Annotated in this window: 13 protein-coding genes; 7 read left to right on the top strand and 6 right to left on the bottom strand. The window is 62.1% G+C overall.

Features of this window, described 5'->3' with window-relative positions; all coding sequences use genetic code 11:
- Positions 1-26: 26 nt before the first annotated feature.
- Together ACZY0Y_RS16690 and ACZY0Y_RS16695 are read right to left on the bottom strand one after the other, a co-directional pair.
- Positions 27-545, bottom strand: coding sequence for a hypothetical protein (locus ACZY0Y_RS16690; protein ID WP_463959254.1), 519 nt, complete (start codon positions 543-545; stop codon positions 27-29).
- Complete coding sequence (locus ACZY0Y_RS16695) at positions 542-1,549, bottom strand: CHAP domain-containing protein (protein WP_463959255.1); 1,008 nt, start codon at positions 1,547-1,549, stop codon at positions 542-544. Before ACZY0Y_RS16695 ends, ACZY0Y_RS16690 begins: the two co-directional genes overlap by 4 nt.
- A gap of 175 nt (positions 1,550-1,724) precedes the next feature.
- Here ACZY0Y_RS16695 and ACZY0Y_RS16700 point away from each other — a divergent pair, with 175 nt between their 5' ends.
- A complete protein-coding gene (locus ACZY0Y_RS16700) occupies positions 1,725-2,072 on the top strand; it encodes a helix-turn-helix domain-containing protein (protein WP_463959257.1) in 348 nt (115 codons plus the stop codon).
- A 127-nt stretch (positions 2,073-2,199) separates the two neighbouring features.
- Here the strand turns inward: ACZY0Y_RS16700 and ACZY0Y_RS16705 are convergent, their stop codons facing one another.
- The 4 genes from ACZY0Y_RS16705 to ACZY0Y_RS16720 all read right to left on the bottom strand — a co-directional run bounded on the left by ACZY0Y_RS16705 (position 2,200) and on the right by ACZY0Y_RS16720 (position 5,004).
- Positions 2,200-2,628, bottom strand: a complete 429-nt coding sequence (locus ACZY0Y_RS16705; RefSeq protein ID WP_463959258.1) for a hypothetical protein — start codon at positions 2,626-2,628, stop codon at positions 2,200-2,202.
- On the bottom strand, positions 2,625-3,548 hold the full coding sequence (locus ACZY0Y_RS16710; protein ID WP_463959260.1) for a DUF6545 domain-containing protein: 924 nt from the start codon (positions 3,546-3,548) through the stop codon (positions 2,625-2,627). The genes ACZY0Y_RS16705 and ACZY0Y_RS16710 overlap by 4 nt, the downstream gene beginning before the upstream one ends.
- 86 nt (positions 3,549-3,634) lie before the next feature.
- Positions 3,635-4,171 carry a hypothetical protein gene (locus ACZY0Y_RS16715; RefSeq protein WP_463959262.1) on the bottom strand — a complete coding sequence of 179 codons (537 nt, stop codon included), beginning with the start codon at positions 4,169-4,171 and terminating at the stop codon, positions 3,635-3,637.
- On the bottom strand, positions 4,168-5,004 hold the full coding sequence (locus ACZY0Y_RS16720) for an oxygenase MpaB family protein (RefSeq protein WP_463877412.1): 837 nt from the start codon (positions 5,002-5,004) through the stop codon (positions 4,168-4,170). The genes ACZY0Y_RS16715 and ACZY0Y_RS16720 overlap by 4 nt, the downstream gene beginning before the upstream one ends.
- Before the next feature lie 264 nt (positions 5,005-5,268).
- Between ACZY0Y_RS16720 and ACZY0Y_RS16725 the strand changes: the two genes are divergently transcribed.
- The 6 genes from ACZY0Y_RS16725 to ACZY0Y_RS16750 all read left to right on the top strand — a co-directional run bounded on the left by ACZY0Y_RS16725 (position 5,269) and on the right by ACZY0Y_RS16750 (position 14,358).
- Complete coding sequence (locus ACZY0Y_RS16725) at positions 5,269-5,472, top strand: hypothetical protein (RefSeq protein WP_463877410.1); 204 nt, start codon at positions 5,269-5,271, stop codon at positions 5,470-5,472.
- A gap of 374 nt (positions 5,473-5,846) precedes the next feature.
- The gene (locus ACZY0Y_RS16730; protein WP_463959264.1) at positions 5,847-7,463 is read left to right on the top strand and encodes a hypothetical protein; all 1,617 of its coding nucleotides are present in this window, start codon (positions 5,847-5,849) and stop codon (positions 7,461-7,463) included.
- Position 7,464: 1 nt separating this feature from the next.
- Complete coding sequence (locus ACZY0Y_RS16735) at positions 7,465-8,544, top strand: ParA family protein (RefSeq protein WP_463959266.1); 1,080 nt, start codon at positions 7,465-7,467, stop codon at positions 8,542-8,544.
- The gene (locus ACZY0Y_RS16740) at positions 8,541-8,924 is read left to right on the top strand and encodes a ParB family protein (protein WP_463959268.1); all 384 of its coding nucleotides are present in this window, start codon (positions 8,541-8,543) and stop codon (positions 8,922-8,924) included. The genes ACZY0Y_RS16735 and ACZY0Y_RS16740 overlap by 4 nt, the downstream gene beginning before the upstream one ends.
- Before the next feature lie 233 nt (positions 8,925-9,157).
- Positions 9,158-9,505: a TnpV protein gene (locus ACZY0Y_RS16745; protein WP_463959270.1), complete on the top strand. Its 348-nt coding sequence runs from the start codon at positions 9,158-9,160 to the stop codon at positions 9,503-9,505.
- A 95-nt stretch (positions 9,506-9,600) separates the two neighbouring features.
- Entirely contained in the window at positions 9,601-14,358 is a 4,758-nt protein-coding gene (locus ACZY0Y_RS16750; RefSeq protein WP_463959272.1) for a helicase-like domain-containing protein, read from the top strand.
- Positions 14,359-14,385 lie beyond the last annotated feature (27 nt).

The following is a 14,385-nucleotide window of genomic DNA, read 5'->3' on the forward strand; positions in this document are numbered from 1 at the left end:
CGTGTGTGGGGTGGACGTGCCGGCGTTTAGGAGGCGGGCGGGGTGAGTCGGTTGACCTTCCAGGGGGAGTCCTTGCCGGTGCGGAGCAGCTGCACCGTGTAGGTCCCGGCGTTGGTGGGGACCGCTGCCATGACGCCGAAGCCGTTGGTTTCATCGACGCTTAGGGTGGCGGTCCCGGTGACGCGGGATGCGGGGATGTTGGCCGGGTCCACTGCCGAGTAGTCAGCGGTGGCCTGCGGGGTCAGCCAGCGGGCCAGATCATTAGCCCACTGTTTGTCCTCCACGGCGGGGCGGGCGAAATCCGTCATAGCGTTCTCTGCGACATCCATGGCCTCGTCCTTGCTGGCCTGATCCCAGGTAATGCCGATGGTGGCCGGGATAGTGCCGCCCGGTGCCTGGGGTCCACTGTTTGCGCTCAGCGAGACCGCCGCGGATGAAGTGGAGCTGGCGGCCGCTGATGCCGACGGCGCTGCCGTGCTGTTGCCTGCCGGTGCGCACGAAACGCAGAGCAGCGCCACGGCGAGCAGGGTCACGGGCCTTTTCACTTCTTCTCCTCTTGGGTGGGCAGGTACAGGAAAGCTGAGGGGACAGAGTTGGTCACTGTCCGGGTGTAGTAGCTGTGGTCCGCCGGGGCCGGGTTGCCGTTGTAGCCCTCTTCGACGTAGGACCCGTCGTCTCTGACTTCCTTGACGACGGCGACGTGGCCGAAGTTCGGGTCCGCTCCCCCGGCGCCGGGCGCGTACCAGACAACGGCGCCGACCTGTGGTGTGTTGCCGGAGGTCCAGCCCTTGGCGTCCCAGCCGGCCTTCCAGGTCAGGGCCGAGCCGAGCCCCTGTCCGTCCGGGCGGAAGGAGCCGTTGAGGAACTTGAACGGAGCTTTCGTTGAACCCATCTGCTGGTTGACCCGCCAGAGGGCGAAGTCCACGCACTCGCGGTAGTACATGCCCAGCGGCGAGGTGCTGGCCGCGTTTGCGCCGGCCTGTAGCCAGGTCGGGGAGTTCTTCCACGGGTAGTCATCCCCCGCGCCCGACTGTCCGGGGACGGCGCAGTCGCTGCCCTGCAGGGAGAACTTCGAGCTTGAGAGCGCCTGGACGAGTTTGGCGGCCTCGGGCAAGTACTTCTGGTAGTGGTACGGGTCGGCGTTGCGCTGGACCCTGTTGCCGGCAATGGTCCGTTCCAACAGCTCCCAGCCAGCCACGCCTTTCAGGGCTTTGATGAAGTTGGTTGCGCTCGTGGTGGGATCCATGCGGTCTGCGTAGGAACCCCACGCGCCGTTGTCGCGCTGCTGGAACAACCCGCGGGAGTCCGGGCCGGCGCCGTCGCCGGTATCCAGGACCCGCAACCCCGACTCCCCCAGGGCCACCATCACGCTGATCATCTGCCCGTTGACGGACAAGTCCTGCGCCTTTCCGGCGCCCATGATCGCTGCGGCATTCTTGAGCTGTTCCTGGGTATAGCCATCAACTTTGGTGGTGCTGTCGATGACGACGGAAACGGCCGGTCCGCAGCCAGCCGACGCCGGTTTCGCGGGCCCCAGCAGAAGAAGCATGGACGAAATGAGCCCAAGGACTGCCAAAGGGGCGGCTACGCCTGCGCCGATGATGCATGCCTTGGGTTGCACTCGAGCCCCCCTCCTAGTGTTATCTAAAATATTATAGCAATACTTTAAGTATCACTCTATCGACCGCATTGGCCTGAGCTAACAACAAAGTGCGACAAGTAGGATGTTCGATATGCCCCGATTGGTTAAGCCCGCAGACCCCGCATGGAATGACGCGGTAGCGACTGCTCAAACCGTCTTCGGTAGTGGGGTCAACCTTGCCCTTATCCACCACCTGGCGGGCAGGCGTGAACCCGCTACGCGTGCTGAGCTGGCCAAAGAGTTGGGCGAATTTTCGCCGGTGACCCTAAGTAAGGCTGCAGGCGTCCTTGCGGGAGCTGGCGTGCTGAAGAAAACCCCTGTCGTCGGTACCACGACAGGTCGGCTGAATCACGCCTTTTCGGCGGATTTACCGCGCATTGAGGCGCTGCTAGAGAACCTTCGGTCGTATGCGCTGGGGATGGAATCGTGACATGCAAATCTGAGGTCGCCCCCTTGAGCCAGGGCGTGTAACGCTCCATTGCCCTGCGGGATTGGGCCCTGCATGAGTGGTAGGTCATAGATCAAGGATAGCCATGTCTTAGACATGGCTAATGCAACTAGTCCGTTGATTTCATTTCGTCTTCGAGAATCTTGGCGATGGCCTCTGTTGCCTCTGGAGAAAGGTCACCGAGTGCTCGGGCCGCAAAACTGCGGACTTCAGCGATTCTCATCGCCTTCAAGAGTTTGAGCTGAGCCTCCACTCTGGCTGGCAGGGAGGGATCCGAGTCCAAAAGGTATGCCGCGGGGACACCGAAGAAGTCGGCCAGGGCTGATAGAAGCTTGGGATCCGTTACGGTAGCCCCTGTTCCTTCCCGCATATAGAACCAGCGTGCACGCGACAAACCGACGCCCTTAGCGGCAAGCGCAGACTGGATGTCAGCGAATTTGTGTGGTTGTCCACCCTCTGCGACGACGACGTCCATGAGGATGTCCAAACGGCGGGATAGCTCTTCTCGCCGTTTGGACGCGTTCTGGTTGTTGATCATGCTGCGGTCCTATCAGTACTTGAAGGTGTTAGCGGTGCCTTCATCAGTCGTTCTGCTTGAATGAGGATCGATCCGTGGGTGGCCCACGCATCTGAGAGCCCAGCTGGATCAACCAGAAGGCCGTCTCGGACTTCCGTTATTCGGCGTTGCAGAGCTGTGTGGGGTCTGGCCTTGAAAACATCCGCTACAGGCAGTCTGCCGTTATGGAGCACCAAGTTCGGATTCTCTCTAGTGGCCGCTCGCCAGAGGGGAAGCAGCCGAAGCAAATGCCATCTGGCAGCGATGTTGAAGGAGACCGCGTGTCCTATGCCGACCAAACGCGAGGTTGAAAGCCCTGCTGCAACGCAGATAACGGCCACCGCCTGGCCGACGCCGTAGGACGGGGAAAACGATTCCTGAACGGAGGGGTCGGCCACGAGTTGCAGCACAGATCTAGCTGCCAGAAGAGAAATAGCACCCAGGCAGCCGGCGCAGACGAGGAAGAAACCGAACCGGAAGGCTGCGGACATTTGTCGAAGGTGCCTGACGAGAACTCCGACGATGCTGGCGCTGGTGTAAGCGATGAAGGAAGAAGCGGCCACGAGGAAGATCATCATGCCCGGTTGGGATCCATAGGTGCGCATCAACGAGGGGCTGGTGACGGGAAGGTCGCTCATCAAGAATCCAGCTATAAGAATCAGAGATGAGAGTATCCAGGCAACTTTGTGCCGTCGAGAGGAACCGCGGCGGGCGTTGGCGCCCATATTTGCGGATGCACCGGCAGCGCTGGTGACAGCTATATGCAGTTGCGAGAAGGCTGCGAGGACGGACAGGGAGAGAATCAACCCGGTGAGATTGCGGCCTCCCATAATTGGGTCAACAGCGGCGTAAACCGGCTCGATGTACAGGGTGAATCCTGCTGTAGCGAAAAGTGAAGCCATGAAAGCCGGCCGCGCAGGAGGATTCCAGAGAGCCGAAACTCTCAGAAGTGTCAGGAGCCCCAGGCAACAGGCCACAAGTACACTCATCACCCGAACACCTCGGCGAACTTCGACGGCTCATCCATGGGGCGGAGATTGGCGCGCCAGATACGATCCATAATGATGTCCGCGAAGCTCTCCGCGCGTTTCTCTTCCACCACAGTAAATGTCGAGCACGTAGCGGACCGGCGCCGTCCCAGCAGCTTGGGTTCGACCTCGTCTACCTGCAGCTGGCTGGTGACCATCGCCGAACCCAGAAGAGGCATAGGACGCGCTACGTTTCCTCGGGCCCGCTCGTGATGGCCCAGTAGCAGATGGCCAAATTCGTGACACACGTAATGGTCCTCCCGCCGCCGTTCATCGGCGGGCGCAAACAGGACGAGGTCTACGCTCTCGTTGCAGTACGTCATGGCGCAGACCAGGCTGCCCGCAAGTTCCTCGGTTCTCCGGACCACCAGTTTCCGTGCGCGCCTTGTGGAGACGATGTGGCGCAGCCCATCCAGGGTCAGCTTTTCAGGTAAACCGAGCTCGGAGATAGTTGATTGAACCAATCCGAGGTAGCTAGGGGCGATAAGCGGAGTCATGGCTTGACGGGTCCCAGGTCTTGGAGCGTGTAACCGGAGGGGTACTGCGAAGAACCTGACAAGCCGGGCCTGAACCGCGCCGTCGTCCTCAGGGGGCGCCTGGATGACACGGCGGCCTTGATCTTCAAGAGTCCAGCCAGAGTCTTCGCAACGAAGGGATTGGGTTTGGGAAGGCCCAGTGCTGCCGACTGCCTCTCGTCTTCGAGCATTGCAGACAGGATCAATTCTGTGGCCGGACGCACCGGCGCCGGCAGGCGTCCGCGAAGAACGCCCAGAGTCGAGCTCATCAAGCTCAACCCAGCCGGACTCGCCGCCACGTATTCCTGTTCGTAGCTGTCCAGGAAATCCTCAGCACCTGCGAAGTCGTTGGGGATATCTTGCAGTCCCATGCGTGTTCCGAGCTCAGCGAAGAAGTCCACAGCCGCTTGTTTTTCGGTGTCCAAGGATTGGCGCCAGGCGTGCCTGTCCACCCACCGAATCGGGACGACCAGCATCGTCATCAGAACATAGACGAAGTCAGCGTTGCTCCCAGGCACGCCCTTATGCACGTTACGCAAGAGCGCAACCATTGCAGCACCCCGCTCGCTATCAAGCCCTCCGGCGATGATCTCGTAGATCACGATCGCGGTGTCATAAGACCTCTTCTGGGGACGTGCGCGAATCTCCCCCGTCGCTTCCAGCGCTTTGGCCAGCGAAGGGACGGAAAAGTTTCGGTAGTAGGCCAAGAAGAAGCCCATGTCCATGTCTTCGGCCAGGTCGAAGAGCACGAACTGACGATAGATGTCCTCGTACTGGCCGCGGCCGAGCGTTTTTTGCCGGGCAATACTTTCCACTCGGCTTGCGTGCATCAATTCAAACTCCCGAAAAAGAGGATAGACGGCCCACTCGTGGACCCGGCCAGAGACAGGAAAGGGTGCTCCAGAGGCGTTGCGTATGCCCGTGTAGCCTTAGACATGTCCAAGGTTTGATTATAGTGGTTGGGCAATAGCAAGTGATCGAGAGGGCCGCTCCTGATCCGACACGCCGAGTTCACATCCCACTTAAGGCAATCGGATTGCTATTGGCTAGGGACCGATACGCAAAACTTAGGAGGATCGATGGCACGGATGCATAAAGGCGATCGCCTGACTGTCACATCCAAAATTCCGCGCGCGGATGCCGAAAAGCTCAGCAGAGTCGTAGAAATTACTTCTGAGAGCCGGTCGGAGCTTCTCGCCCGTCTGCTGCATGACCACCTAAGCACTATCAACTTCGATGAACTCGACGGCCAGGAGTCATTGCCTATCGCTAAGGCCAGTTAAAGACTGAAGGCCCGCACTAGGCGGGCCTTCAAAAGTATGCGTTCAGATCCGAATCTTGGCGGAGGACGATCTGAACTTTCCACAAGCTCCCCGTGAGGGGCGCTCCATTCGCTATACCCCGAAGGGACTAGCTGTTGTCTATGGTACCTGTAGCGACCGCGCCGTCAACAACTGACGCACCCCCGTCCCCGTGTCAAGTCACGCCGGTCATGGCGTGGGCTCTCGCTCCGTTGATCGCCGGTGCGCCGACTTACCGTCCGGGACGATGGATAAAAGGTCGGTTTCAGTACCCCCGGCCGCTAAACGCGCCCCGGATCACCGCTTCCCTGCCGAAACAGCCGGCGGCCGTTCCCATTCACGGAGCAGATGGCTCCGTGGCGACTCTCTGCATTGACCTGGACACTTCCAAAGCGCTGCAGAGCGTCGTCGACGACGATGCCCGACGCCTCGGGAGCATCTTGGAAGGCTGCGGTATCCGCTACATCGCGGACTACTCCCCCAGCGGCGGACGCCACCTCTACATTCCCCTGGCCGAGCGCATGGAAGCCCCGGCGGCTCGTGAGCTGATCGAAGCCCTTGCACGGATAGCAGCCAGCCTTGACGCTAGCCCGCACCAGAACGTCACCGACGGCTGCATTCGGGTCCCGGGGAGCGTCCACAAGCGCGGCGGACACCAGACACTCGTCACGCCCCTGAACGAGGCATACGACGTGCTGCGACGCCGCAACCCTGTCCACGCTGTCGCGGCCCTCCGACGCCATCTGGCACCGGAGCTCAAACGTGCACGCGAGCTAAAGGCCCGCGCCGCCAAGCTGGCAGCCCCTGCGACGGCTAACGGTGTTAGTCCGCTCCCCTTTGGGGGAAGCCAGGCACCCCTGCGCCTGGCGGCGCGTACCGGGCTATACGACACCGCCAGGTACGCCAGCCCGTCAGAAGCCCGCATGGCGGTGCTGAACCACTTCGCCTCCTGTGGCTGGACCCTGGATCAGGTCCGCCTCGAACTGGGGGGCCAGTTCCCCGGCCTCGCAGCCCTCTACACCGACGCCGAGAAGCAGGAACGCCTCCTTGATAAAGAGTGGGCTGAGGCCTGCCGCTGGATCCAAAAACCGGGAACCCCGTCAGCCGGCAGAAGGAATGCCCGTATTAACGACACAAGCCCCCCAGTACCCACAGGGGGGGGCAGCAGAACCAGCAGCAAAGCTGCTGCACACCAGCTCGTGAATGATCTTGAAAATATCCTCTACGCAGTCCTGGACCACAGACTCAAAGAACGCGGCCGCGAAGGCCTTAGCCTGCGCCTGCTGCTACGCGCTGTGCTCGGCTACATGCGAACCATGGAGACTGACCTGCTGGATGTCGGTTGCCGCACCTTCGCTACTGCGCTGGGCAAACACCACGGCACGATCTCCAGGCTGCTCCCGATGCTGGAACAAGCCTCAGACGGCATCCTGACGAAAATTGCCGATGCCCGCGGCCGCAACGCCGATACCTACGTGATTCAACTCCCCCAGCACTTTGAACAACTCGCCCGGGAGCTCTCCTGGCGCAGCGGGAAAATCCATGGCATACGCCCTGTATTCCGGGCCCTGGGCGACGTCGCGGCCCTCGTCTACGAATCCATTGAACGCGGACGCCTCTCCCCCACCACAGCAGGAATCGTCTGGTCCACAGGACTTAGCCGCACAGCCGTTGAAACGGCACTCGGCACCATGAGCAGCTACAACATGATCGGACGCCGGCACGGGCACTGGAGCATCACAGCCGGGACCAGCCTGACAGCGCTGGCCCGGCGGCTCGGGGCGCTGGACGACGCCGCAGAACAGATCAGCATCCACCGAAAGCAACGTGCAGCCTGGCACGCATGGCTGGACAGAAACCTCACACCCGAACTCGCGGAGTACGAAGTGAACGAACCTGACTCTGATCTCTACTGGATCCCACCCTCGGAAACCGAACTGGACCTGATCGGAGCGCTGTGGCGAGCTGCCTGACTTGCCACCGAATGACAGTAAAGACGGCATTGACTGCAATGCAAGCATTGCAAGTAAAGACGTCAATACCTTCAAGGACAGTATTGACCGCAAAGAAGTCTTTGACTGCAAAGACTTCAAAAACAGTATTGACAGTATTTGCACTAAGGTGGGGAACATGACAGCTACAACAGCGTTCGACCGCACAGGCATGGACCGCATCTGCGGCTTCGTCAACGGTAAGGGCGGAGTACTGAAGACGACCCTCACGGCAAATGTGGGTGCTCTGCTCGCAGTGTCCGGGTGGAAGGTCCTGCTCGTAGATATGGATCCGCAGGGAAACCTGGGCCTGGATCTTGGTTACAGGCACGGAACCCTGGACGACGACGGCAGCGCCCTTGCTCAGAGCCTGATGTTCGGGACGCGGCTGGCGCCACTGAAAGACATCCGCCCTAATCTAGACGTCGTTCCCGGGGGAGCGGAGCTCGACCAGGCAGCTGCCGGCCTTATCGCGCAGAGCAGTAAGGATGGCAGCAAGGCAAAGTTGGCCCTCGCCCGTTCGCTTGCCCCGATCGCGGCCGAATACGACATCATCTTTATCGACTGCCCGCCCGGGAATGAACCCCTGCAGGTTGCAGCCCTCGGTGCGGCCTCGTACGTAGTGGTACCGACTAAGACGGACAAAGCTGGCCGCGAAGGACTTATTGGCGTCGCCAAACGTCTGGATACGGTCATTGACGTCAACCCGAACCTGGACCTGCTCGGCGTCATCATCACTGCTACATCTTCGACCGCTACCAACGTTCACCGGACGACACGGGACGCCATTGCAGAGACCTTTGGTACGGATGCCGTGCTATTCAACGGCATGGTGCGACATGCGGAAGCTCCGGCCCAGGCAGCCCGCGATAGGGGAGTGCTGGTCCATGAGCTCGAAGAGCAAGTCAAGGCTGCACCCAAATGGTACGAGGTGCTGAAGGGTACGGCCGAAGCCGGCCAGAGCCAGCCTCGGTCGGCCGCCAACGTCGCTGAAGACCTGTACCAGATCACCAATGAACTCGTTGCCCGCCTGGAAGCAGCCGAGGAAAGGAACGCATCATGACTGAAAGCAACCGCAAACCCATCGGCGTGCCGCCCCGTCGGAATGCTGACAACCTCGCCGTCCAGAACCTGATGAAAGCAAACAGGGACTCAGCGACTACGGGCAGCGACGCACCTGCGGGCTCTCCGACGTTGCGTCCCAACCCGCTGCCGGACACCGCCCCCAAACAGATCACTTTCTACATGGCCGCGGATGACCTTAGGCGCGCAAAAGCCGCCTACACGGGAACGAGCGGCAAGGAGACGGACCGGAGCTGGTCGGACTTCATTTCCCGCGCAGTCCTCATGGAAGTGGAACGACGCGAACGCCTCTACAACGAAGGCAGCCAGTTTCAAGGCGGGGCACAAAACCTTGCACCCGGGCGGAAAATTCAGCTTTGACTGTAATGCAGTCTTTGACAGTAATGCCGTCAAAACAATTCAACTCTCGCCAGTAGAAGTCCCGCCCGGTTCACGCCGGTGATAAGGCCAGAACAGGCAATGCGGCACCAACCCGGCTAGCGTGGCCCCTGAACCATTCTGGGTAAGGGGACAGCCGATGGCAGGGCGTAAGAAGCAAGTAGATGGTCAGCTGAGCTTTGAGGCTCTGTGGGCGGCACCAGAGGAGGATCGTGATGAACAAGTACGGCAGGCAGGCTCAGGAAGCCTGGAAAGCAGCAAGCCCGACGCGCTACAGCCAGATCCAGGACCCGGAGGACTTCTTCACCAAGCTGGGGGAGGAAGCCCAGGAACAGGTGGACGGGCTGCTGCTGAAGATCGCAGGACCGGACCCGCAGGACGAGGGATATCTGGAGAAGGTCGGCCGGTTGAACGCGGCACGGAACCAGGCCGAGGAGATCGTCCGTTACGACCTGCTCTCGCCACCGGAGACGGAGGACGAGGAGGACGAGTACGTGAATCCGAGTATCCAGGAACACCTGGAGTTTATGGCCGAGATGCAGAAGCTCAGGGAGCAACTCTAGCCACCGATCCCGACAGGTTCCGCCCCTCATCCCAAGACGACCTGGCACCATCGGGTGCCCGCAGCCGTATCAGGGCGAACCTTGCAGCCCTTGAAGTGCTGCGGACGCTGCAGAGCGAGGCGCGTCATGCCACAGAGGCCGAGAAAGCGTCACTGGCGCGGTGGGGGATTTGGGGAGCCCAGGGCGTCTTCCAAATCTTCGATGAGTCCCGGGATGAATACGCCGGGGACCGTGAGCATCTTCGCAGCCTCCTGAGCGAGGTCGAATACGACGCGGCCCGCAGGACCACGATCAACGCCCACTACACGGACGCCGCCTACGTGCAGGCCATGTGGTCCACCGTCCAGGAGCTGGGTTTCACCGGGGGTACTGTCCTGGAGCCGGGGTCCGGTGTTGGTACCTTCATGGGGTTCGCCCCGGATGCCGCCGAGATGACCGGTGTGGAGCTGGATCCGACGACCGCGGCCATCTCCCAGGCTCTCTATCCCGGGGCCACTGTCCGGGCTGAGTCCTTTGCCGATACCAAGTTGCCGACCGGTCACTTCGACCTGGCTATCGGTAACGTGCCCTTCGCGAACGTCACCCTGCACGATCCCCGCCACAACGCCGGCGGTCACTCAATCCACAACCACTTCATCCTCAAGTCCCTGGAACTGACCCGCCCGGGCGGCATGGTCGCTGTGCTGACCTCCAGCTTCACCCTCGACGGCACGAACCCCTCAGCCCGCCGGGAAATGAACCAGCTCGCCGACCTCGTGGGCGCCGTCCGGCTGCCCACCGGCTCACACCGCAAGGCAGCCGGCACCGATGCCATGACGGACCTGCTGATCTTCCGCCGCCGGGAAACGGGACAAGAACCGGCCTCCACCCTCTGGGAAACCGTCACAGCCCGGCAGATCGACGGAACCATTACCCGCCTGAACTCCTACTTCGATGAATACCCCGAACGGCTCCTTGGCGAGCTGCACGTCAGCCACGGCATGTACGGGGCCGAAACCCTGCAACTGACCACCGATGATCTTTCGACCGTTCCGGACCGGCTGAACGCAGCCCTGGCCGACGTCGTACGCGAGGCCCGGACCGCCGGGATGGTGATGACCGAGCGGACCGCTGACCAGGAGCGCCAGCGGGCCGCCTATGTTCCAGCGGCCGCCCACGAGTGGGACGGCCACATCAGCGCCGCCGACAACGGCTTCACCGTTGTCGAAAAAGGCTCACACACCGAACTCGCCGTGCCCAAGACCCAGGCCGCTGAACTCCGAGCCCTGCTGGGGCTGCGCGACAGCGCCCGGCAGCTGCTCACCGCCGAGGCCGAAAACCGCGAGGACACCGCCGGCATTGACGCGCTCCGTGAGGACCTGAAGCGCGCCTACGGCCAGTACGCGGAAACCTACGGGCCGATCAACCGCTACACGCTCCGGAACACAGGGCGCGTGGATGAAGAGACGCAGGAGCCCATCCAGGCCCGCATGACGCCCAAGGCAGTCTCTATCGTCTCCCGTGACCCGTTCGGTCCTCTGGTGATGGCGTTGGAAAACTTCGATGAAGCCACGCAGACAGCTTCACCGGCGGCCCTGCTTTCGACCCGTCAGGTCCAGCCACGCAGACCGGTCCTGGGCGTGGACACGGCGGAAGAAGCCCTCACCGTCACTCTCGACACCGTGGGCGAGGTTGACCTGGACTACGCAGCATCCCTGCTGGGCATCAGCCCTGACGACGCCCGGGCCGCCATGGGGGAGAGCATCTACCAGGTCCCGGGCACCGATGAGAGTTTCCAGACCCGGGCCGAATATCTGTCCGGGAACGTGCGGGAGAAGCTTGAAGTGGCCCAGGCCGCCGCGCTCTCCGATGACCGGTTCGCCGTCAACGTCCAGGACCTCACCTGGGCCATGCCGGAACCGCTGCGCATGGATGAGGTGGAAGCGCGCCTCGGTGCGGTCTGGATCGACGCCGGCACGCACCAGGAGTTCGTCCGGGAAATCCTGAACGACCCCTACGCCACGGTCTCCAACGCGGCCGGCTCCATGTGGGACGTCAAAGCCAACCGCCACACCCTGGCCGCCACCAGCAACTGGGGCACGCAGCGGATGCCGGCCTCCGATGTCCTCAAACAGGTCCTGGAGCAGCGCCCCGTGCGGGTCACGGACGAAGGCGAGGACAAGCGCCGCATCCTGAACCCCACCGAAACCGCAGCGGCCCAGGAGAAAGCCCAGCTGCTGCAGGAGCGTTTCAGCGAATGGGTGTGGGAGGAACCCGAACGGGCCACCCGTCTTATTGACGAGTACAACCGCCGCTTCAATTCCATCGTGCTGCGCGACTACAGCACCGAGGGGGAGCGGCTGACCCTGCCGGGAATGGCCAAGGACTTCTCTCCGCGCCCGCACCAGCGCGCTGCCGTGGCCCGGATGCTCTCGGAGCCTGCCGTGGGGCTGTTCCACCAGGTCGGCGCGGGAAAGACCGCCGAGATGGTCATGGGCGTGATGGAGCTGCGCCGTCTGGGTATGGTCAACAAGCCCGCCGTCGTGATCCCCAACCACATGCTCGAACAGTTCGCCCGCGAATGGCTGCAGATCTACCCGCAGGCCCGCATCCTCGCAGCATCCTCGAGTGATCTTGCCGGGGATAAGCGCCGGCAGTTCGTGGCCCGGGCGGCGGCCAACGAGTGGGACGCCGTGGTCATGACCCGCACCGCGTTCCAGCGCGTGAGCCTGAGCCCTGAAGCTGAAGCCTCGTACATGAGGGCCGAAGTCGCCCAGGCGCGGGCCGAGCTGGAAGCAGTCAGGGACAGCGGCCAGGGCAACGGACAGCCCAGCGCGAGTATCGTCAAACGGCTCGAAAAGGTGGTACTGGGACGGGAAGAACGCCTCAAAGCCAAGCTCGATACCCCCGCCGATCCGGGAATCAGCTTCGAGGAAACCGGCATTGACTACCTCGTGGTGGACGAGCTGCACGACTACAAGAACCTGGAGACGCCCAGCAACATCCCCGGCGCCGGAATCCAAGGCTCCAACCGTGCATCGGACCTGCATATGAAGACAGAGTTCCTGCGCCAGCGCGAGGGCCGGCGCGTGATCACCGGAGCCACAGCGACACCTATCGCGAACTCCGTCACGGAAATGTACGTCATGCAGCGCTACCTGCGCCCGGACCTGCTCCAGGCTGCAGGAATCCAGGACTTCAACACCTGGGCAGCAACCTTTGGGCAGGTTGTCGAGGAAATGGAACTCTCCGTCGCCGGCGGTGACCGGTTCAAACTCAAGAGCCGGTTCGCGAAATTCCAGAACGTCCCCGAGCTGCTAAAAATGTTCCACACCTTCGCGGACGTGAAGACCGCCGAGGACCTGAAGCTCCCCGTCCCGGCCATCGCCGCACGCGACGGCGACGGGCTGCGGCAGCCGAACATGCTCACCGTGGAACCCAGCCCCGAACTGCGCGAGTACATCCAGAACATCGGCCAGCGGGTGGACCGCATCCAGCAAAAGCTCGTGGACGCCGAGGAAGACAACATGCTCAAAGTCTCCTCAGACGGCCGTAAAGCCGCACTGGACATGAGACTCGTTGACCCCGCACTGTTCCAGCAAGGGCCCACCAAGATCAGCGCCACCGCTGACCTGCTGGCCAGCGTGTACGAAGAGCACAAGGACCGCATCTACACCGACCCTAAAACCGGGGAACCGGACCCCGTGCCCGGAGCCCTGCAGCTGGTGTTCTGCGACTTCGGCACACCCTCTGACCGGTGGAACGTCTACGGCGAACTCAAAGACCAGCTACGCCGCCGCGGCGTGCCCGAACACCTGGTCCGGTTCATCCACGACGCCAAGAACGACACAGAGAAAGGCCGGCTCTTCGCCGCCGCCCGCTCCGGACAGATCGCCGTGCTCATGGGATCAACCTCAAAAATGGGTGTGGGCACCAACATTCAAAAACGCGCCGTGCACCTGGTGGACATGGACGCCCCCTGGCGGCCCTCGGACGTCGAGCAACGCCACGGCCGCATCCTGCGCCAAGGCAACCAGAACCCCGAGGTCCGCATCTCCCAGGTCGTCACCAAAGAATCCTTCGATTCCTTCATGTGGCAGGGACTTGAAAGAAAGTCCCGGTTCATCAACCAGATCATGCGCGGGCGCCTGGATGTGCGCGAAATCGAAGACATCGGGGACAACACCCTGAACTTCGCCCAGGCGAAAGCCATCACCAGCGGTAACCCGCTGGTGCTGGAAAAAGCCGTCGCCGACCAGGAAATGGCCCGCCTGAGCCGCCTGGACCGGGCCTACAACCGCAACATGGTTGCTGTCGCCCACACCAAACGCGGCGAACAATCCTCAGCGGACGCCGCCGCCGGAGACCTGCCCCTGATCCAGGCAGCGGCGGCGCGGACTATCGACACCACCGCGGACGCCTTCAACGCCACCGTCGACGGCAAATCGCTCGATAACCGCGGGGACGCGGCCGAAGCACTCCGGGCATGGGCCGGCAAGCACGGCCACCGCCTCATGAATCTCTACGGCTACGACGAGCTCGGAACCATCGCCACCCTTGGCGGCCACGACCTCCGCGCCCGACTCATGCCGGCCCGAGACCTTGACCGGGCAACCGTCGAAGTACGCATCGACGGAGTACCCAGGGCAACAACACAAATAGCCCGCCGCAGCCTCCTGTCAGCCGATCTAGGCACCATCAGGCAACTCGAAAACAGGGTCTCATCGCTCCCAAAGCTGGCAGCCGACGTCGAAAGACGCCGGCACGAAGCACTCACCCACGTGGAACAAGTGAGGTGTGTCAAGGATGTGAGACAGTCGGGTGGTTTCTTGTCAGTTAGGCAGCCACGGTTTGCGGCTGGTTTTTTGTCTTGAAATTGGCCATCGCGGTGGCCGGCGGCA

The organism is Pseudarthrobacter kochi (assembly GCF_055412805.1).

Excerpts from the sequence above, each read along its gene's own strand:
- ACZY0Y_RS16745 (WP_463959270.1), top strand. The coding sequence starts at position 9,158 with ATGAACAAGTACGGCAGGCAGGCTCAGGAAGCCTGGAAAGCAGCAAGC.
- ACZY0Y_RS16725 (WP_463877410.1), top strand. The coding sequence starts at position 5,269 with ATGGCACGGATGCATAAAGGCGATCGCCTGACTGTCACATCCAAAATT.
- ACZY0Y_RS16710 (WP_463959260.1), bottom strand. The coding sequence starts at position 3,548 with ATGGCTTCACTTTTCGCTACAGCAGGATTCACCCTGTACATCGAGCCG.
- ACZY0Y_RS16700 (WP_463959257.1), top strand. The coding sequence starts at position 1,725 with ATGTTCGATATGCCCCGATTGGTTAAGCCCGCAGACCCCGCATGGAAT.
- ACZY0Y_RS16715 (WP_463959262.1), bottom strand. The coding sequence starts at position 4,171 with ATGACTCCGCTTATCGCCCCTAGCTACCTCGGATTGGTTCAATCAACT.
- ACZY0Y_RS16695 (WP_463959255.1), bottom strand. The coding sequence starts at position 1,549 with ATGCTTCTTCTGCTGGGGCCCGCGAAACCGGCGTCGGCTGGCTGCGGA.
- ACZY0Y_RS16740 (WP_463959268.1), top strand. The coding sequence starts at position 8,541 with ATGACTGAAAGCAACCGCAAACCCATCGGCGTGCCGCCCCGTCGGAAT.
- ACZY0Y_RS16705 (WP_463959258.1), bottom strand. The coding sequence starts at position 2,628 with ATGATCAACAACCAGAACGCGTCCAAACGGCGAGAAGAGCTATCCCGC.